Origin of the sequence: Peptostreptococcus russellii (genome assembly GCF_900110295.1) — a bacterium.
GTDB lineage: Bacteria > Bacillota > Clostridia > Peptostreptococcales > Peptostreptococcaceae > Peptostreptococcus > Peptostreptococcus russellii_A.
The window spans coordinates 78,304-98,847 of sequence record NZ_FODF01000004.1; the positions used below are offsets into that span (position 1 = coordinate 78,304).

Genomic DNA, 20,544 nt, shown 5'->3' on the forward strand with positions numbered 1-20,544 from the left:
TTCTAACATATAAGTTGAAATAAGTCTTTTTTTATATGAATTTAGATAAATTCTTGTTTATACATAGCATTATTAGGAAAGCGTTTTAATTAATTAATCGGTTTTCCTTTATATCTCTTTTTCACTTCAAAATAATAATTATATCACCGGTAAAAAAGCATAAAAGTAAGCTGTATTAAACTATTTCTATTGTTTTTTTGATTTTTATTAAGATTTTTATTTTTTTAACCATAAAAGAAGCTCCCTATCCAACTAGATAGAGAGCATATTTTATTTTGCTCACACTTAATGCTATGTCTTATAAAACACAAAAGCAGTAGTTAGTATTTCTTATTAAAATTCTCTTTTTTATAGCTTTATAGCTTTTGACAGTCCTTTTTCAAGACTATAAATATATAGCTTTCCTCCCCTACTCTGTGGAAATCTAATTTCTGGAGCCTGTTCAGGATACATTCTGTAGAAAAAGACTCTATCGTTTTTCACATATGCAAAAAATAATATATAATTATTCTTTTCCATAGGGTGATTTATCTTAAAATAATAATCCAAATCCATTTTCTCTACAGTATACTCATTTTCCTCTATATCCCATTGACTTTTAGCTGCTTCTAGTTTTTTACCACAACAATAGATCGTAGAACTACCTGTACTTATAAGAGCATTTGAACACTTGGGACATACATAAAATTTAACTCTATTAATATTTCCTATATCCGGTCTGTTTGGTGTTATTTCACCCTCCATAATTTGAACAATATCTACTCCTAAAATTTGTGACAAATCAGCCCAAAGTGAAGCGTCTGGAAATCCTAAGCCACACTCCCATTTCGAAACTGTCTTATTACTTATACCAAGAGCATCTGCTAGATTCTGCTGTGTAAATTTATTTTCTTTTCTCAATTGTGCTATTAACTTCCCTGTTTTTGAACAATCCATTTTTTTCTCCTTCTCAAGTTAAGTATCTATATTGATTATAAAGCTATACTTAATCAGGAACAATCCACGAAGGGTAGACTTTTACTTTTATTTTATTTATTCATCTTTATACTTTCTGCCATTTTGTATGTTTCACTATCAAAAATCACTAAATAAACTTCCATTTCATTTTCTTTCAAAAACTTTTCTATTTCTTCAATAGCAATCTTAATAGCCTCTTTTTTAGGATATCCATAAACACCTGCTGAAATTAGAGGAAAAGCCAAGCTTTTAATATTGTTTTCCTTTGCAAGATTTAAAGAATTTCTGTAACAACTTCTTAAAAGTTTTTCTTCACCAAAATTACCAGCTCTCCATATTGGACCTACTGTATGTATTACTTTTTTTGATGGAAGATTATAAGCATCGGTTATTTTTGCTTCTCCCGTTTCACAACCATTAAGAGTTCTACATTCTTCAAGAAGCTTTGGTCCAGCAGCTCTATGTATTGCACCGTCTACTCCACCTCCACCTAAAAGAGATGTATTTGCTGCATTAACAATTGCATCTACTTCGAGAAGTGTTATATCACCTTTTACTATTTTTAAAGACATATCTGCACCTTCTTTTTAATTATTTTAGATTTTTTAATAATATATAATGTTCATTTTTTATCACTTTTTAAATTATTTACTATACCCATCCTGAAGTTCAAATCTCCACTTTTGTTTTTCACTAGGATACTTTTCTCTATCCACTTCACTTAAAAACATCTCATATGGTCTTATATATGTTTTCAATTCACCATATAATTGTTGATATACTACATACTTTTCTCCTGTTTCACTATGAACTGCAATATCTTTTACATAGTAAAGCTTTCCTTTAAAATGCCTATACAGCCCGCCTATCTTTAAACTTCTCTCTTCCATACAATACCCCTTTATTACTTTATATTTTATAGACTAAAATTTACTTGAACCTTCATTCATTTTAAGAGCTTCACTTCTTTTTAGCGATAATTCTATATTGCCGTCAAAAAGCTTTCCTATTCTTCCAACAATTTCTTCTGGATCTTCTTTCATTCCTGTAGCAATCCACCTCAAAACCATCTCTGTAAGTGCACACTGATAGAAAGATGATATTAATACTCTATCGTACTCATATGAATCTATATCTTTGCTTATTCTTCTAACATAGTTATTCATTATACTTCCTGCAACACTATAGATATAATCTACCAATTCTTCTCTTTGCATAGAGTTATATATGTGATATATTGCCTTTTTATTATCTACTGCAAAATCTGCTGCCATTATAAAGCTTTCTTCCCAAGAAAGCGTGTCATTATATTCATCTATTACCTTTTCTAACTCTATATGAAAAAGCTCAGATAATAATTCATAGATATCTGTATAATGATAATAAAATGTATTTCGATTTATATCACATCTTTCAGCAAGTTCTTTAACAGTTATCTTATTCATAGGCTTTTCATTTAACATATAAATGAACTTTTCTCTTATTATTGCTTTTGTATATGGCTGAACCAAAAAATCACTCCCTAATAATATTTTATCTACCTTTGTAAATAAAAAAGTATATTTTTAATTTCTACTAATACTAGATAGTCTATATTTTCAATTTCTTATTATTAATTATTATAGCATATAGGTCAATTATTATTTATCTCTTACATACTAAAAAAATTAAGCCATATAAAAATACACTCTTCTTAAATTATATATATATTATATTTTCATTTATATTTTTTATTATCTATCCATTTAAAATAAATTCTATATTCTTACTTATAAGTTTTAAAAGCGTTTTTGGAAGTTTTTCTATATCTTCACCTAAGCTTATCCCTCTTTTTTCATCGCCATTCCATATATAATCAAATGTTTTTTTGCTGCTTTCAGTAACTTTTCCTATTTGTATACCGTAGATCAAAACTCCCTTTTCCTCCATAGATTTCACTTCTTTTTTAGCTAAACCTGGAAATCCAGATGCACCATCTGTTATTTCAAATACCATTTTAATTAACTTGCCTCTTTTTATAAGATTTTCTTCTTTTAAATTTATACTTTCATTAATTTCCTTTAAGCAACTTGCATCGTCAGTAGCGCCAGAAGAACCGTCTATTTTCACTATGGATTTAATAATATTTGCCTCTTTTTTGCCTCTAGTATCATTAAATTCTTTTATTTTTTTATATCCACTGCCGAAAAAAAAGGTTTCTGTTTCAACAGATATTTTTTGATTCATAGAACTTGCATGCACTTTTATATAGTCTGAAAAATCCTCTAATGATAGTAGCGCTACTGTAATAGCCCTTCTTGCATAGTCTATTTTCTCACTATTCATTGACCCTGAATTATCTATTAAAAAACTTATCTCTATATTTTCTGGAAGTCTATTTTTTTCCTTTTCCAATTCATATCTACTAAATATTTTTAGATTCTTATAACTTCCTTTTCTTTCTGCTTCAACATAATCTGGATATCTATTAATAAAACTATTTACGTCTAACTTACCACTAATTTGCATATATTTTTTTATATTCTTTTCTTTTTGAGCATGTCCAATAATCATTTTCCAAACTTTTTTCATGTCATCCCGTTCTTTTTTACTTATATTTTTATAATATTTAAATACATCATTTTCATGTTTATTGACTAGGGATAAATTAGCATCAATCTGTAAATCTTTATTAGAAATATCCTCAGTCTTCTTTATATTATAAATTTCTTCTATTATTTCCTCATGCTCTTTTTTATTAATTCCTATATCGTCAGGATTTGCCTCTTTATATTTATCCTTTTCTGTTGAATCGGCTTTGGTATTTTTTTCTTTCTTTTCTTTTGAACTATAAAAGTTACTCTCCCCTATTTCTTCTATCCATAAGTCCTTAAAATATGGATATATAAATGTCTTTGTAAATTCATCTCTTTTTTCTATACCTAAATAATTCACAAATATTTTTTTAAACTCTTGCTCAATAAAATCAAAATAATCTTTATCAAAAATTTTATTTTTATAAGGATTATTTTTACTATCTATTTCAGGGTCCATACCATAAATATATTTAATAAAAAATGAATTAGAAAAAACCCTATGTTTAGGCAGATATTTCAATTTTTCATACTTTTTACCCATTTTTTTATTATATCTTTCTATTTCTTCTCTAGCATATTTACTTCTATATATAGGACAACTTTCACCTACTCTAATCGCCGAAGCAAAAGAGTCTATATTATATAGAAAACTCATAATTTCTTCTTTGACATAATTATATATATTACTTCTTTTATAAGCTTCATCATTTTCCAAGCCAGCATTTTCTATTTCTTTCAATATATACATAGAAATCGATTCTATTTCTTTTTTCCAAGACTGTTCTCTATTTTTATATAAATATATATTTTTCTTCCAATCTGGATAAAGTGCCAAGGAAAAATATATCTGCCATAATATTTGATTTTCGCTAATCTCTTTTTCCACAAAAACTGTCAATGGCAAATATAGAGTTGATTTAGCTGGTCTAAATATAAATTTTTCTGCATTTTCATCTGCTAAATAAAGAATACTCGAATCAAGTGTATAACTAACTAAATTCTTCTTGTTTTTTTCTAAAAAAACTTCTAAGTTTTCTTTAGCATCTTCTATCGTTTTATTGTAATCTTTCATTAAATGACTATTGTCATCTAATAATTTTGTATTTTCAAGCTTCATAAGAAGATCACCACACTCTATTTTTTTATAAAATTACTATTGTAAAGTTTCTCTGCTGTATTTATCCTATCTATTGTAATAATATCAACATTTCCATCAACATCAAATAGTATATGTTCAAACTCACCAATACTAAATGAATCTGCATAAAAGTTTTCTACTGCTTTTTTATTAAGATAAAATTTACCATTATTTTCTTCTAAAATATAGTTTTTACCTGAATCACTTAGAATAAAGGCTGTTTCATTATCTGAGCTTGCAAAGAACACCTTGTCGTCTACTTCAATTTTATCTATAAAATCTAATCTATCCCCTTTTAAAGAATAATATAAAAAACCTCCGTCAGATAGAAATACCCAAATATAAGATATATTTTTAGACTCTGTTTTTACCATCCCTATTATTTTTCTTAAAGAATCACTATCTTCATAAATTGTACTTATTCTTTCAAAGTTATTAGATACTATAAAAAGATTTCCTGTTTTATCTCCTATAAGTATTCTTTCTTCATCTAAAGCTATATAATCTGCTATTGTATGTTTCATTAATACTTTTCTTTTATTGACTATCTTTCTATTAGAAAGATCTATTTCAAATATTTCAATTTCTTTTTCCCCTATTCTTCTAGCAAAATAATTCTTGGATATTCTCCTGACCATATCAAATCCATATTCATCATATTTAGATGAAATTTTTTCAACATATATTTTACTATTTCCTAATTCTTTTTCATCAAAATCTAACTTACACAAAAAAACTTCACCACTTACACCTAAAATAATCACTTGATTTTTAGATATTTTAAACATACTGCTTATAGCAGATATTTCTAACTTTTCTAGATGAATCCATTTTATTGTTTTTTCGTCCTTATCTAATTTATAAATAGCCACCTCTCCATCTGAAGTAGTGGATACAAAAATAAAATCACCTAAATATTCCGTTTCATTTACAATTCCAGATATTTCGTAACTTCCTACATGATCCAACCTCTTAAGGTAAAATGGGGTTTCTTCTATATTTTCTTTTCTATGTATAGGAATAATCTTTTCCACAATATTTGACTCTATCTCTTTTACAGCTTTTATCTTTTCATCTAAATCCTTCTTTATACTTCCGCTAGACATACCTTTTTCAAGCTGTTCTCTTAAAAGCTTTACATATTTTTTATAACTTTTTATATCCTCTTTTAAATCTTCGCTGTCCTTTTTTCCTAAATCTTTTTCCCAGCTATCATATTTATTTTCATTTGCCAATTTCTCCAAAATATTCTTATTTTTCGTCAGCATATTTAATAAAATCCATCCCTTCTCTTAAAATTTGTATCTAATTTAAGATTTGATTTTTATAACTAGTTATCCTTTTTAGAATTATTAAATATATAGTCTATAATTTCTGAAGAACTTTCCAAGTTCCTTATTTTTTTATCATACTCTATATATTCATCAGCATTTATATTTTTTTCATTGCTGGAAATGTTTAAGTCAAGATAATCCATAAGTTTTCTATCTTCTCCAGAATATTTTCCATATATTAACTCTCCTACATCTATTATGCTTAATATTTCAAGTTTTGGTCTAGTATATGTATACTTTTCTTTTCTTATATCTTCAAATGATAGAGTATAGTCCCAAGAATATCTCAATTCATTATTCCAACCTTCAGAGCTGTTGAAAAAACCAAATCTTATAGCTTGTGATAAAATATAATTTTGATCTTCAGGAGATGTAATTGAACTAATAAAAGCATCCCATAAAGCTTTTGAAAAATCTTTTTCTTCACCTAAATTCCATTCATCTAAAACTCTCATTATATTTCTTATTGAAAGAACACTCTCCCTAAGTTCTATGTCTACAATATCTCTCTCACCGTCTTGGCTATCTCTCCACTTTCCCATAAAAACATTTTGTGTCAATCTAGAAAGTTGGGCAAATCTAAAGAGTTCATCTATACTTCTCTGTGGATAAGGTATTCTAAGACTTCCATCTAGATCTAATAGTCGTGTGATTATTACTCTAAATAATTGATTTTCATATAAATCACTTTGATTATTGTATTCACCTGTCAAGTTCTGTGGAAGATAGTTATATTCCATATTTATAAACCTAGACTTAAAAGCAGGATTAAGTTCATTTGTTCCTTCATAATTTACAGTACTATTTGACAAGTTTCCAGTTCCTATAATAGCAAAACCATCCTCTATTTTTACAGCTCCTACACCTGTAACATAAACATATTCTCCTCTTTTCTTCTGTAAAATATCATTTAAAGCAATAAGATTGGACATAGCTATAGCATTTAACTCATCTATTATCACTACTCTACCTTGTCTAAGTGCAATTAAAATTTCCTTCTCTATTTTTTTGATTTCCGTTCCAAAGGAACTATTTTGAGCAACTAGAATATCTGAAAGGCTTTTCCAAATCTCTATTTTGGCATTGATTGCTTCTTCATCTGACATTTCTTTTAGCTCATTTTTATGATCTAATATCCAATTATTGAAACTTATAGCAATTGTTTTTAAATGATTTTCTAATGAATCTACTGAAAAAGTATTTTCTAATTTCAAAGTTTTTTCAACAAACATATCTTCATAAGTTAGATTATGGGAGCCTGATATGAAAAGAGGCTGAAGTTCTTGCCACTGGCTATCTAGAGGATTATTTAGAATGTTTTTATAGTACTTTTTTATATAACTGTTAAATGAAGAAAAGTTTTCTATCATCTCCTCAAAATCAGCATCTATATGTTCAATATACCATGTTTCCATAGATAATTCTAGATAGCTCTGAATTTTTCTTTCTACTGCGTATTCTACTGCCGCTTCTGTTGCTATAGCTGTTTTTCCACTTCCTAAATGTCCAAAGATATTTATTGGATTTCCATTTATTAAAGCCTTTTTTATTTTTTTCTTTGCTTCATCTACATAATCTACATTTATAAGTTTTCCATTATTTTGATTTTCTATATCCAATAGTATTTTTTTCTTATTATAATAGTCTTTTGCCACACTAGATGAGTTTAAGATTATACTTTTTTCATCTTCCAATCTCTTTATTTGATCTACTCTATATCTTGTAGCTGAATTACTATTATAACTTTTATTTTTATCATACTTGGTTATTAACCTTCTTTCCCAGTTTAGAAAAAACCTTTCATAGTCTATTAAATTGTTTATTCTATTTACTTTATCTTCTATTTCTTTCTCCTCTAATTTTATAAATTCCATATATTTATCAAATACATCATCATCGCTATTTGGAAAATCTCTTTCCAATTTATTTTCACATTTTTCTTTTCTTCTAAACTTATTAAAAAACTCACCTTCATTTTTTAAATACTCTTCTTTATTTTCTTTTAAATAGAGTTCTTCTCGTAGATTTTCTTTATATTTTTCTCTTAATTCGTCAGTTAAAACAATTCTTTTTTCATTTTTTATTTTCTTCATATTTTCCCTCTCATTTCTCCTACAGTGATGTTAAAAATATAAGATTTAATGCTAACTGTTTTTTAGTTAAAAAATGCCAAAATCCCGATTAAGGTCGGGATTTTAGCTTTGCTTTACAATTTCAAATTGAAAATTAGATTATATTAAATTGCTTTAATAACAACTCCAAGTCAGTTCCTGCAAGCTTCTTTTTCAATTTAAGCTTTGCTATAGGAGATAAAGGCAGATGAGGTTTTTCACCATCTAACAAACTACTTACCGCATTTAAAAGATATCTTATATCATATCTTGATGCATAAACCTCTGGAACACCCTTTTCTACTCCTGTAAGAACATATACAGCTTCCATTGCTGTTCTTCCTGAGTACTCAATTGTAAATACAGTATCTCTTCCCGGTTTGTCTAATGTTTCTGCAAACTGACCTAAAAATGCAAAGTTGACTGCATCTTTTGGAACTACAAAAGGTCTATCTCCCATTTGTCTAGGCATAAATTGAGCAGTAATATAAGGCATCATTACCGGTATAGCTGTACAAGATTTTGCAAGTTCTTCTATTTCTTCTTCTGGAACACCTATATGATACAACCATTCCTTAGTAATTTCTTTACCTGTACAATCTCTAAGTGCCTTCTTTATATAGTCGCCCTCTATATCAGTAAATAGTCCATATAACCAAACTACAATATCTTCTTTTGGCTGTCCATAATACTGTTCCTGGCGATTTATTGTCCAGCTCATCAACCAAGAAGAATCCATTGCAGTTACTATTCCACCAGTTGCAGTTTTACCACCATATGGTGATCTTTTTATAATTTTTTCTATATATTTAGGAACTCTCTCATCGTGGCATGTTACTGTACAAGATTCCCAATTTGTTTTTTCTGTATCACCACAGAATACTTCAGGATGCCCAAATTCATCACACTGTGCTGCTATATTTTTCCATAATTCCCAGCAACCACCTTGTTCTTTATTAAATTCAGCAGGCGTATTATCATCTCCATAACCTGAACCTTCTGTTATAGATCCATTTGTAATAAATACCAAGTCATCTTCTGTCAAATCAATAGACAATTCTTTACCATCTTTATAATATCCATGTATTTTCTTAGCTACTTTCTTTTTATCTGATATATCAAATTCAACATTATCAACTGTTACTCCATACTCAATCTTAGCTCCATGTTCTTTCAAATAGTTAATCATAGGAGTAACCATAGATGTAAATTGGTCATGGCGAGTAAATTGAAGAGCAGATAAATCTGGAAGTCCTGCTACATGATGTATAAATCTATTCATATACATCTTCATTTCCAATGCACTATGCCAATTTTCAAAGGCAAACATAGTTCTCCAGAAAGTCCAAAAATCAGTATTTAAAAGTTCTTCTGAGAAAAATTCTTCTATTGATTTATTCTCTAGTTCTTCATCTGACAAGCTCACAAATGTTGCTAGCTCTGTAGCTAATTTCTCTCCTAAATTAAACTTACCATTGTCATGTCTTTCCCCTCTGTTCTTTGTAATACGACAATTACTTGAATTTGGGTCGTCATAGTTTGTATAATATAGATGGTCTAATACTGTCATATTAGGGTCTTCTACAGATTGAAGAGAGCTAAATAAACTCCATAAACATTCGAAATGCTGTCCCATTTCTCTTCCGCCTCTTGCAACATAGCCAATATTTTCTCTAAACTCTCCATCTAGTGAACCACCTGGCAAATCTAACTGCTCTAGGAAAGTAATTTTGCTTCCATCCATATGAGCATCTCTTATTAGGAAACATCCTGCTGCAAGTGATGCTATACCTGTACCTACTAAATAGGCACTCTTGTTTTCAATTCCCTTTGGCTTTCTAGTATTCACAAGTGCATGATAACTTCCGTTTGTTAAAGTTAATCTTTCATCATAAGTTTCAAGTTTCATAAAATAACGCCTGCCTTCCATAAAATACTAAATCTAATAATACTTATTTGCATCGACTATAAAATTTTAAACCTTATTTAAATAAGATTTATTATAGATTAAAAAATCTATATCTACTGTTAACTCTATAATAACCCTTATTATCAGAATATTCATTAGACATATTAGGCTATTTGCCTATATTCACGACAAACTATTATATTTATCTAATATCATTGTTGTCCTTATTGTTTTTCATTCTAAATATTATAACAAAAAAACATCGCTAAATAAGCGATGTTTTCATTTAGATATTTCTATATTTTTTAAAATTTCTTCTATATAATATAAACTCTTATATATCTAGATTATTCAGTATTTCCTTCAATTCTACTAGCTCTTCTTTTGTAAGAGTTACCCCCTTACTCATCTTGCTATGATCTTCACTCCACTCTCTTAAATCAAATTTTGCTTCTCTATCATTCCAGCTAACCAAATTAAATTCCTTTGTCCACCCCTTTGGAGACTTTGACAATGTTCCTAAATTCTCAGTTATTTCATATTTTATAGCCATTTTTTGCTCCCTTCAAATAATCAATTACAGATATTATATCATTATTTTAAACTCTTATGAAGAAATTTTTATATTAAAATATCACCTCTCAAGTTCCAAGATTTTTATATTTTACTAAATACTTTTACCATATTAAAATAATATATTTTTTAATTAACTGTTGACAAAAATTCTGTATCATTGTATCATTGTATTAATCAATTAATACAGTAATACATCAAATATAGTGATATATTCTTTTTGAAAGGAGGAAATCATGATCGAATTTAATACTAATTTACCTATATATATTCAAATTACAGAATTTATAAGAAATCAAATAATTTCAGGTGAACTATCTCCTGGAGAAAAATTGGAATCTGTAAGATCTTATGCTGAAATGTATGAGGTAAATCCAAATACAGTTCAAAGAGCACTTTCTGACCTTGAATCAACAGGTCTAATTTACTCAAAAAGAGCCGTTGGAAAATTTGTAACAGATGACAAAAAACTTATTAATTTAATTAGAGAAAGACAGATTGACGTAGAAATAAGAAATATGCTCGAGAAACTTTATTCTCAAGGTTATTCAAAGGAAGAAATCTATTCTTCACTAAAAAATTTGTTAAAGGAGGAAAATATAAATGAATAGTATTATAGAAATAAATAATTTATCAAAGTCATATGGTAAAAAAGAAGTACTTAAAAACTTAAATTTAAATATTGATTCAGGAAAAATAGTAGGTCTTCTTGGACCAAATGCAAGTGGTAAGTCTACACTTATAAAAATAATTAATGGACTTTTAAAAGCCGACTCTGGTAGCGTTCATATTGCAGGTCTCGAACCTGGTGTAGAAACAAAAAAAATAATTTCTTATTTGCCTGAAAAAACTTATATTAACGATTGGATGAAGGTGAAAGACATCATAGAATACTTTGAAGATTTTTATGAAGACTTTGATATTGATAAAGTTCATGAAATACTTGAAGATTTGGAAATAGACACCAACTCAAAAATAAAGAATCTTTCAAAGGGATCTAAGGAAAAAGTTCAACTAGCACTTGTAATGTCAAGACATGCTAAAATATACGTTCTTGACGAGCCAATTGGTGGAGTTGACCCTGCTGCTAGAGCCTATATTTTAAAAACCATAATTAACAATTTCCCTGAAGGTTCTACTCTAATAATAGTTACCCACTTAATTTCTGAAATAGAAAGTATTTGCGATGAAGTAGCATTCCTAAGTAATGGAAAAATTGTTATACATGAAAATACTGATAACCTAAGAATGGAAAAAGGCAAATCAGTAGACGCCCTATTTAAGGAGGTATTTAAATGCTAGGTAAATTAATAAAACACGAATTTAAAGCTTGTTCTAGGTATTTCCTACCTATATATGTTGCACTTTTACTTGTATTTCTTTTAAATGGATTTACTGTACCTAAAACATCGGACTCTGTTATATCATTGATCATGATAATTTTACTTACATCTGTAACATTGTTATTTATGTTTATAAATATCTACGTTACCGTTAAAAGATTTTCTTCTTCCGTATATGGCGAAGAGGGATATCTTACAAACACTTTACCTGTAACATCAAACCAGATTATTGCTTCTAAGGCTATAACTATTTTAATATATTCATTTTTATCTACCATAGTATTAGGACTTGCTATTTTGCTTTTACTTACTCCTAATCTATCTAAAATAAATATATTGAATTTTAGTCAATTTATAAACGATGCTATGAAGGTAATAAGTTCATCTGAAATAAATGTTACTTTAACAATAATTAACTTTATTTTAGTATTTATAGTTTCAACTGTATCAGCTACAATTTTTATTTATTTTTCTATTTCAGTAGCCCACTTAAAACAATGTATAAACCACAAGTATATTTATGGTTTCGTTACTTACTTTGTTCTTAGTGCAGTTGAATCAGGTGTATCAAACCTTATTCTTAATCATACTGTAGGTAAGACACCACCTAGTGTGGCAACCAATGATCCTGTAATTATAATTAATGCTGTTAACACTTTCTTTAATAGTACATTTTTACTTTCTAGTGTTATATCACTAATCTTTACAATTCTTGCATGGATAGCTATTGACTACATGATGAAAAACAAACTTAATCTTGAATAATACTAATGCGACATAGTTAAATCAACTATGTCGCATATTTTTTTAATCAAATATTAAAAAATAAAAAACAGCATCAGTAGATATATTCTATTGATGCTGTTAGTAATAGGCTTTTTATATTAAACAACTTTTCCGATCTTATATGCCTATTATTTAACCTTTGCTTTAATTTAATTTTACTTATTAATCACTATTTTTGCTTATTAACTACTTTTTTATTTATTATTACTACTTTTTATTTATTATTAACTACTTTTTATTTATTATTAACTACTCATTCAGAGTAGCTTTTTCTAAATCTTTTAGAGATATACCTCTTGTATTTTTTAGATATTTGATATAAGGTATTGAAATTGTTGTGACAGTAAAAAATAAGATCAACGCTACTCCCAAACCATATTCACTTATTATCATGGGAAATATTAGGCTGCTTAAAAAATTTGAAAACCATAAAGCTGCACTAGATAATCCCATTCCAATACCGCGTATTTTTTCAGGAAAGATTTCAGATATCAACAACCAAATGACACCTCCGACAAATGCCTGAAAACAGAATACAAATACAATTATAAATAAGGCTACCATATATATATAATATTTTTCTTCATTTAAAAAGCTATTTAAAAGAATAATCAAAAATAAGGACATTGAACACCCTTCAAGACCTATTAATAATATTGTTTTTCTCTCGTAAGATTCTATTATTTTAAAACTTATAAGCACACCCACTAAAGAAACAAAACCAAGTATTATATTTATAAAAAAACTTTTTTCATTTTTAAATCCAATAGATGAAAATATATATGAACTATAATACATTATAATGTTTATACCTGTAAACTGGTGTGTTATACCCAATAATATTCCTGGAATAAAAATTGAAAATCTTCTTTTATTTTTTTCAAATTTACTTATTATGTGAAATTCTTTCCTTAGTCTTTGATATTCTTTCTTTATATTTCTTTTATTTACTGTTTCTGGAATGAAGAATGATCCAATAAAAATTATAATAGATGGTATTATTGCAATTAGAAACATATATCTCCAAGAGATATTTAAATAGTAAAAAATATAATTTACTAAATATGCAATAAACTGCGAAAAAACCAGCATTACTTGATTTGTCATTACCATTTTACCACGATTGTTTTCATTTGAAATTTCAGCTATATATATTGGAACGACAGTATTAATAGCACCAATTGAAAATCCCAAACCAAATCTTCCTAAAATCAACTGAAAAACAGAGTTTGATGCACTTATAACTAAAATAGATATAATGAACATCAATGATATAAAAGTTATCACTTTCTTTCTTCCAAATAAATCAGTAATTTTCCCAAATAAAATAGCTCCTATCATTGCAGCCAAGGGAAGTATCGATACAATAATCCCCACCTCAGATTTACTTAGATAAAAACTACTACTTTCTGAAAGTATTAAAATTGCACCGTTTATTATACTACTGTTATATCCGAATAAAAAACCTCCCAATGTTACAATCATCAAGATAACTTTTATATTTTTTATTGTGAACCCCTTCATATTACTTATTTAAGAATTCTCTAATCATTTTTACACATATTTCATGATCTTCATCTCCAGAAAGTCCACATACTGTAATACTTCCAACTACACCAGTTCCTTTAATTGTTAGAGGGAAAGAACCCCCTTCAGCCTGATAGAATTCTTCATCTAGTAATCCATTATCAGAAAAAGTCTGATTATTGCTTAAAAACATTTCTTTTACAAATTTAGAAGAGTGGAAATATCTGTCTACTACATTTTTCTTTCTGTTATACCACATCTGATTTTCATAACAAGTTCCATCCATTAGATGACTAAAAAGAACTTGTCTATTTCTTTCTATCTTAACACCCATACTTATATTATTAGCCTTTGAATATTCTATTATCATCAATCCCAATTTCAAAGCATCGTCATTGTTGAACTTTTCAAATACTAATTCTCTTTCTTCATTTAATAAATCTTCGAGTATATTCATATTTTTATTCTCCCAATTAATGTCAAAAAATAAGAATGGTGATTATTCAATAATAATATCTAAAAATCACCATTCATTAAATTTTTTCAATATAATAACTATCTATCAAATCTTTTTTAAAACTAATTTATTATAATTTTAAAATTACATAAAAGCATTTAAAAATTTTATTTTTTAAAAGCTATTTTACTTAAAGTTTTTATAGAATTCTGGTTTTTCCATTAATTTGATTTCTTCTGTTTCACCAGTTTTCTGTGATTTAATACTTGCGTCTGCTGTTACAGCTGCAACATATCCATCCCAAGAACAAGGCCCATTTAATTCTCTACCAGAATTTAATCTGTCTGCTATATCCTGGAACTCAACATCATATGCAGCTATGAATCTTTCTTTCCAATCAGTTAATATATCTGTACTTCTCTTTGCAGCCTTACTTAGAGTAACACTTGGTACTGCAGGTAATTGAGCCATACCTAGTTCACCCACTATATCACAGTGTATATCATATCCGTAAGCATTAACGAATACTTCTGTAACTACATTTACACCAGATTCTGTTTCTATTACTATAACTTGTGGATCCTGAAGTCCCTTGCTATATTCCTTAGTTATATCAGCTCTCTTAGGGAAGTATACCTTTACATTCTTGTATTCTTCACCTAATAACCAATGTACTATTTCTATTTCATGTATAAATGTTTCAACAATTGCTCTTTCACTTTCATAGTCCTTTGGCTGAGAAAGATATGTATTGAAGTGTCTACAATGCATCATTAAAGGTGCTCCTATTTCTCCTTCAACTATATACTTCTTTAACTGCTGGTATCCAGGATCATATCTTCTCATAAATCCTACCTGAACCATTCTCTTTCCATTCTTTTCTTCTGCTTCCATTATAGCCTGACATTCTTCTGCTGTCATAGAAAGTGGCTTTTCTACGAATACATACTTTCCATTGTTTAATGCTTCAAGAGCTATTTCTGCATGAGCTTCGTTATTAGCTGTACAAACAACTAGTTCTACTTCGCTATCCTTTACTAAATCCTTGTAATCTGCATAATCCTTTATATGCTCAAGATTTAATCTCTTTAAAGCTTCCTTTGCCTTGTTAGGAACTATATCACAAACTGCAACTACTTCTACTCCTGAAACTCTGTTTTGAAGTCTGTTTAAGTGATCTTCTCCTATTTTACCTATACCTACTACACCAACTTTTATCATGGTTTACCTCCAATTTATATTCTATAAATCTATTTTACAGTCAACTGAAACTGCTCTACCATTATTTTGAAGTGACTCAAAAGCTGCTACAGCTATTCTCTGAGCCTTTATAACATCTTCAAGTTTACACTGTATCTCTCCTCCATTTAGTAGAGTATCTACAAACATCTGTATTTCTTTTACATATGCATTGTGATATCTATCCATAAATATTGGATATGGGTTTTTCATTACTGTTCCCTCTTCACCATAGAATTTAACATTTGACCCGCTTACGTTTTCAGCTACAAGCATTCCCTTTTCACCAAAAACTTCAACTCTCTGATCATATCCAAATGTTGTTCTTCTACTGTTATCTATTACAGCAAAACTTCCATCTTCAAACTCAAGTATTGCTACAAGAGTATCAACATCATTTAGTTCTTTAAGTCCTTTGTCAATCAACGTATTTCCTTTAACTATTACTTCCTTGACTTCTTTGCCCATCATATATCTAGCCATATCGAAATCATGCATTGTAAAGTCAAATACAAGACCGCCTATTCTCTTTATAAGTTCATGAGATATTACAAATGGATCTCTTGAAGTAATTTTAACCATTTCAAGATTGCCAAGCTTGCCTGCTCTAACCTGTTCATATACATCTCTGTAATCTTTGTCAAATCTTCTGTTGAATCCAATTTGAACCTTTGCTCCAGTTTCTCTTTGAACTTTTAAAACTTCTAGATTTTTCTCATCATCCATTGACATACTTAAAGCTTTTTCACAAAATACATTTTTACCAGCTTTCATTGCATAAATTGCATGTTCTGGGTGTATTATTGTTGGTGTCGCTATTACAACTGTGTCAATATCAGCATTGTCAATCATTTCTTCAAAACTTAAATAAACATCCTTTATTCCAAGTTCATTTTGGGCTATTTCAAGTTGTTCTTTTTCTAGACTACAAGCTGCAACTACTTCTACGTTTGAAACATATCTTGTAATATTTTTTGCATGAGTCATACCCATACGTCCTAGACCAGCTATGCCTATTTTTAACTTCTTCATATAATTACCTCTTTTTACACTGTCTAATATTTATACTGCCTTCTTTAACTCCGCTTCAAGTTGTTCGAAAGATTTTCCACTTGTTTCTGGAAGGAACTTAATTACATATAAGATTCCTATTATATTACATATAAAGAATACTAAGAAAGATCCATTTAGTCCCATATTCTCCTGCATAATTGGGAATAACTGAGCTACAAGAGCATTTCCTATCCATAAGAAGAAAGTACATATACCCATTGCTAGACCACCTATTCTTCTTGGGAATACTTCAGATAATACAAGCCATGGTATTGGTCCTACTGTTCCTTGGAAAACAAGAACAAATATTAAAACCATAACAAATACTACAACTGGCTTTACGGCTAATGCAAGTGGAATAATTCCTGCAGAAACTAATGTCATTAATCCCATTGATATTGTTGTTACAGCTAAACCACTTAGTAACAATTTTCTTCTTGTTATCTTGTTTATGAACATTACACTTACAGCTGCTCCTATTATAGATACAACACCTATTGCTGCATTAGCTGCAGTTGCTACTGTCTGACTAAATCCTGCATCTTTAAGTATAGCTGCACCGTAATACATCATAATATTGATACCTACAACCTGTTGAACAAGTCCAAGACCTATTCCTATAAGTACAATTCTCAATAGCCAAGGTTCTTTAAAAATATCCGCTATTGTAGCTTTTTCTTCTTTTGACTCTCTTACTGCTACCTGTTTAAGCTCTCTTATTTCTCTAGCTGCAGCCTCTTCTGTTCTTACCTTTTTAAGAACCCTTTCAGCTTCATCAAGTCTATTATTTACTACTAACCATCTTGGTGATTCCGGTATTACAAATACTAGAAGCAATAATAATACTGAAGGTATTACTGCAACACCAAGCATTACTCTCCATATAGCTGGATTATTTGCAAATATATTACTTAAAATACCGTTTGAAGCAAATGCTAAAAACTGTCCTGTTACTATAAGAAGCTGATTCATTGTAACAATCTTACCTCTTTCTTCTGCAGGAGCTATTTCTGCAAGGTAAACTGGTACTGTAACTGAAACCGCACCTACTGCAAAACCTAATATTAATCTTGCAAATATTAAAACTGAAATATTTGGCACTATTGCACATCCGAAAGTTGAAACTGTAAATAATACAGATAGTAGAAGTAATAACTTCTTTCTACCAATCTTATCTGCGATTGCTCCACCAAACCATGCACCAAATGCTGCACCTATTGTCAATAAACTTGCAACTGCACCTATTTGGGCTGCTGTTGCACCTAACTGATCCGGTCTTTTTATTAAAAGATCGACTCCATTTATTACTCCTGTATTAAAACCAAACATTAAACTACCTATAGTAGCAATATATACAAATCGATATAAGTTCTTTTTTGATTTTGTATCTAAAGACATTAAAGCATCCTCCTAATTTTTTATATAAACTTTCTTAATGCCTGCATATAGTTAAATCCCTTTATAGCGTATTCCAATGGATTTGCAATCTTTGGATCCTGTTCTGCTTCTACAACTATCCATCCTGAATAATTTATCTCTAAAAGGAAATCATATATTTCTTTATAGTCTATGCAACCATCTCCAGGTACTGTAAACATTCCATGTAAAAATGATCCTAGGAAACTCATTTCCTGTGCTTTTGCTTCTTTAAGCTTTTCTGGTCTTACATCCTTAAAATGTACATGTGCTATTCTGTCCTTAAACTCTTTTAACATAGGCATATATTCACCATCCGATACAAATATATGTCCTGTATCAAATAAAAGATATACTTTTGTAGGATCAGTCATATTCATTAACTTTCTTGTTTCTTCAAGAGTCTGAACTCCTGTACCCATATGATGATGATAACATAACTTTAGATCATGTTTATTTGCTATCTCTCCAAGAACATTTAGTCCTTCAGCTAAAATTTTAAATTCTTCTTCTGTATATATTGGTTTTTGAGTATAAACACATACATCAGTCTTTCCTTGCACACTAGCTGTCTGTTCAGAATAAACTGCAACATCAGCTCCTACAGACTGAAGAAATTCACAATGCTTTGTAAAATCCTCAATTGATTTTTCTAAACCATCTTGAATTAAAAAACCACTAAACCACTGAGCAGCAATTCTCATATTTCTTAGAGAAAGTTCCTTGTTTAATTCTTCTGCAGAAGTCGGATAACATCCTCCTATTTCAGTACCTTCAAATCCAGCAATCTTTGCGTCACTAAGTATTTGTTTATATGTATTTTCCTTACCAATTTCAGGAATATCATCATTTCTCCATCCTATTGGAGCAATACCGTATCTAATATTTTTTACTTCATAAGACATTTTTTTACCTCTTTTATCTAAAATTTAATCAAATTATATTTCTTCAACTATATCAATTTTTACAGGCAATCCTGTTTCTAAAGACTTCTGAGCTGCTATACCTATTCTTTGAGCCTTTAATGCATCTAGTCCAACACATACTATTGGCGCATCATTTAGTATAGAGTTTGCAAACATCTTTACTTCATTCTTGTATGCATCTGTATATCTAACCTGGAACATTGGAAGTGGCTTAGCAAGTTCAACAGCATTTTCATTGTAATATTCTACTGTTGAAGCACTATAATTTTCAGCCTTTAACATTCCCTTTGAACCAAATACTTCTACTCTCTGGTCATATCCATACACAGCTTTTCTGCTATTATCTATAATTGCATATCCACCATTAGCAAACTGGAGAATTATTACTAAAGTGTCTACATCGTTGATATTTTTTAAAGTTGGATCTATAAGTGTATTTCCTTTTGCATATACTTCGACTACTTCACTTCCCATCATATATCTAGCCATATCGAAATCATGCATTGTAAAGTCAAATATAAGTGTACCTATTCTCAAGATAAGGTCATGAGGAAGTAAATCTGGATCCCTTGAAGTTATTTTTACAATTTGAGGATCTCCTATCTTCCCTTCTCTAACCATTTCATAAGTCTTTCTAAACTGAGGATCAAATCTTCTGTTAAATGCCATCTGTAATTTAACACCGTTTTCTTTTACAACATTAAGTACATTTATTGTATCTTTCTCATCAAGACTCATACTTAAAGGCTTTTCACACATAATATGTTTTTTATGTTTTGCAGCTTCTAAAACTATTTCTTCATGTGTATTTGTTGATGTAAATATAAATACTGCTTCTACATCATCCTGCTTTAATAAATCCTTATAGTCTGAATAACGAGCATCTTTTGTTATATTTAGTTGATCTAATTCTTCTGATAGCTTATCTACCATCATGTCTGCAACTGCAACTATTTCTATTTCAGTCATAGATGAAATATTTCTTAAATGCATAAAACCTGCTCTTCCTAAACCTATTACTCCAGCTTTTAATTTTCTTTTCATTTTTACCTCCTGATTTTCATCGAAATTTTTTATTTATTATTAATTATTAAAGCAATTCTTTTCTGTAAATATTAATCTTTAGTGTAACCGATTACATCTGTAATATGGAAAATGTAACCGATTACACTTGCAAAACAATAAACAATTCTTCAAAT

19 protein-coding genes are annotated in these 20,544 nt (G+C 29.0%); 3 read left to right on the top strand and 16 right to left on the bottom strand.

Going from position 1 to position 20,544, the window contains the following annotated elements; translation table 11 throughout:
- Positions 1-348: 348 nt before the first annotated feature.
- The 9 genes from BMY82_RS03680 to BMY82_RS03720 form a co-directional block, all read right to left on the bottom strand.
- Complete coding sequence (locus tag BMY82_RS03680) at positions 349-936, bottom strand: helix-turn-helix domain-containing protein (protein ID WP_091974773.1); 588 nt, start codon at positions 934-936, stop codon at positions 349-351.
- Between the two features lie 92 nt (positions 937-1,028).
- Positions 1,029-1,529 (bottom strand): O-acetyl-ADP-ribose deacetylase, encoded by a 501-nt coding sequence (locus BMY82_RS03685; protein ID WP_091974775.1) that lies wholly within the window; start codon positions 1,527-1,529, stop codon positions 1,029-1,031.
- Positions 1,530-1,601: 72 nt separating this feature from the next.
- Positions 1,602-1,847 carry a DUF1653 domain-containing protein gene (locus tag BMY82_RS03690; RefSeq protein ID WP_091974777.1) on the bottom strand — a complete coding sequence of 82 codons (246 nt, stop codon included), beginning with the start codon at positions 1,845-1,847 and terminating at the stop codon, positions 1,602-1,604.
- A gap of 33 nt (positions 1,848-1,880) precedes the next feature.
- Positions 1,881-2,468, bottom strand: a complete 588-nt coding sequence (locus BMY82_RS03695; RefSeq protein ID WP_091974779.1) for a TetR/AcrR family transcriptional regulator — start codon at positions 2,466-2,468, stop codon at positions 1,881-1,883.
- A 226-nt stretch (positions 2,469-2,694) separates the two neighbouring features.
- Complete coding sequence (locus BMY82_RS03700) at positions 2,695-4,650, bottom strand: vWA domain-containing protein (RefSeq protein WP_091974781.1); 1,956 nt, start codon at positions 4,648-4,650, stop codon at positions 2,695-2,697.
- Between the two features lie 17 nt (positions 4,651-4,667).
- Positions 4,668-5,939 carry a hypothetical protein gene (locus tag BMY82_RS03705; RefSeq protein ID WP_144019715.1) on the bottom strand — a complete coding sequence of 424 codons (1,272 nt, stop codon included), beginning with the start codon at positions 5,937-5,939 and terminating at the stop codon, positions 4,668-4,670.
- Positions 5,940-6,001: 62 nt separating this feature from the next.
- Entirely contained in the window at positions 6,002-8,098 is a 2,097-nt protein-coding gene (locus BMY82_RS03710; protein ID WP_091974785.1) for an AAA family ATPase, read from the bottom strand.
- A 133-nt stretch (positions 8,099-8,231) separates the two neighbouring features.
- Positions 8,232-10,046: an oleate hydratase gene (locus BMY82_RS03715; protein WP_330386667.1), complete on the bottom strand. Its 1,815-nt coding sequence runs from the start codon at positions 10,044-10,046 to the stop codon at positions 8,232-8,234.
- Between the two features lie 313 nt (positions 10,047-10,359).
- Complete coding sequence (locus BMY82_RS03720) at positions 10,360-10,578, bottom strand: YdbC family protein (RefSeq protein WP_091974788.1); 219 nt, start codon at positions 10,576-10,578, stop codon at positions 10,360-10,362.
- A gap of 256 nt (positions 10,579-10,834) precedes the next feature.
- Between BMY82_RS03720 and BMY82_RS03725 the strand changes: the two genes are divergently transcribed.
- The 3 genes from BMY82_RS03725 to BMY82_RS03735 are packed head-to-tail and all read left to right on the top strand — an operon-like array spanning position 10,835 to position 12,706.
- Positions 10,835-11,209 (top strand): GntR family transcriptional regulator, encoded by a 375-nt coding sequence (locus BMY82_RS03725; RefSeq protein ID WP_091974790.1) that lies wholly within the window; start codon positions 10,835-10,837, stop codon positions 11,207-11,209.
- Entirely contained in the window at positions 11,202-11,900 is a 699-nt protein-coding gene (locus tag BMY82_RS03730; protein ID WP_091974792.1) for an ABC transporter ATP-binding protein, read from the top strand. Before BMY82_RS03725 ends, BMY82_RS03730 begins: the two co-directional genes overlap by 8 nt.
- Entirely contained in the window at positions 11,894-12,706 is an 813-nt protein-coding gene (locus BMY82_RS03735; RefSeq protein ID WP_091974795.1) for a hypothetical protein, read from the top strand. The genes BMY82_RS03730 and BMY82_RS03735 overlap by 7 nt, the downstream gene beginning before the upstream one ends.
- A gap of 270 nt (positions 12,707-12,976) precedes the next feature.
- On the opposite strand, the gene BMY82_RS03740 is transcribed toward BMY82_RS03735, so the two are convergent.
- From BMY82_RS03740 to iolG (BMY82_RS03770), 7 genes are all read right to left on the bottom strand, one after another.
- A complete protein-coding gene (locus tag BMY82_RS03740; RefSeq protein WP_180366722.1) occupies positions 12,977-14,212 on the bottom strand; it encodes an MFS transporter in 1,236 nt (411 codons plus the stop codon).
- A 40-nt stretch (positions 14,213-14,252) separates the two neighbouring features.
- Positions 14,253-14,711: a heme-degrading domain-containing protein gene (locus BMY82_RS03745; RefSeq protein ID WP_091974799.1), complete on the bottom strand. Its 459-nt coding sequence runs from the start codon at positions 14,709-14,711 to the stop codon at positions 14,253-14,255.
- Between the two features lie 186 nt (positions 14,712-14,897).
- A complete protein-coding gene (locus tag BMY82_RS03750) occupies positions 14,898-15,932 on the bottom strand; it encodes a Gfo/Idh/MocA family protein (RefSeq protein WP_091974801.1) in 1,035 nt (344 codons plus the stop codon).
- 21 nt (positions 15,933-15,953) lie between these two features.
- Positions 15,954-16,982 (bottom strand): inositol 2-dehydrogenase, encoded by a 1,029-nt coding sequence (gene iolG, locus BMY82_RS03755; protein WP_091974803.1) that lies wholly within the window; start codon positions 16,980-16,982, stop codon positions 15,954-15,956.
- A gap of 30 nt (positions 16,983-17,012) precedes the next feature.
- Positions 17,013-18,401 (bottom strand): sugar porter family MFS transporter, encoded by a 1,389-nt coding sequence (locus BMY82_RS03760; RefSeq protein WP_091974804.1) that lies wholly within the window; start codon positions 18,399-18,401, stop codon positions 17,013-17,015.
- A 20-nt stretch (positions 18,402-18,421) separates the two neighbouring features.
- Positions 18,422-19,324, bottom strand: coding sequence for a myo-inosose-2 dehydratase (gene iolE / locus BMY82_RS03765; RefSeq protein WP_091974806.1), 903 nt, complete (start codon positions 19,322-19,324; stop codon positions 18,422-18,424).
- Between the two features lie 33 nt (positions 19,325-19,357).
- The gene (iolG, locus tag BMY82_RS03770; RefSeq protein ID WP_091974808.1) at positions 19,358-20,389 is read right to left on the bottom strand and encodes an inositol 2-dehydrogenase; all 1,032 of its coding nucleotides are present in this window, start codon (positions 20,387-20,389) and stop codon (positions 19,358-19,360) included.
- Positions 20,390-20,544: the final 155 nt, after the last annotated feature.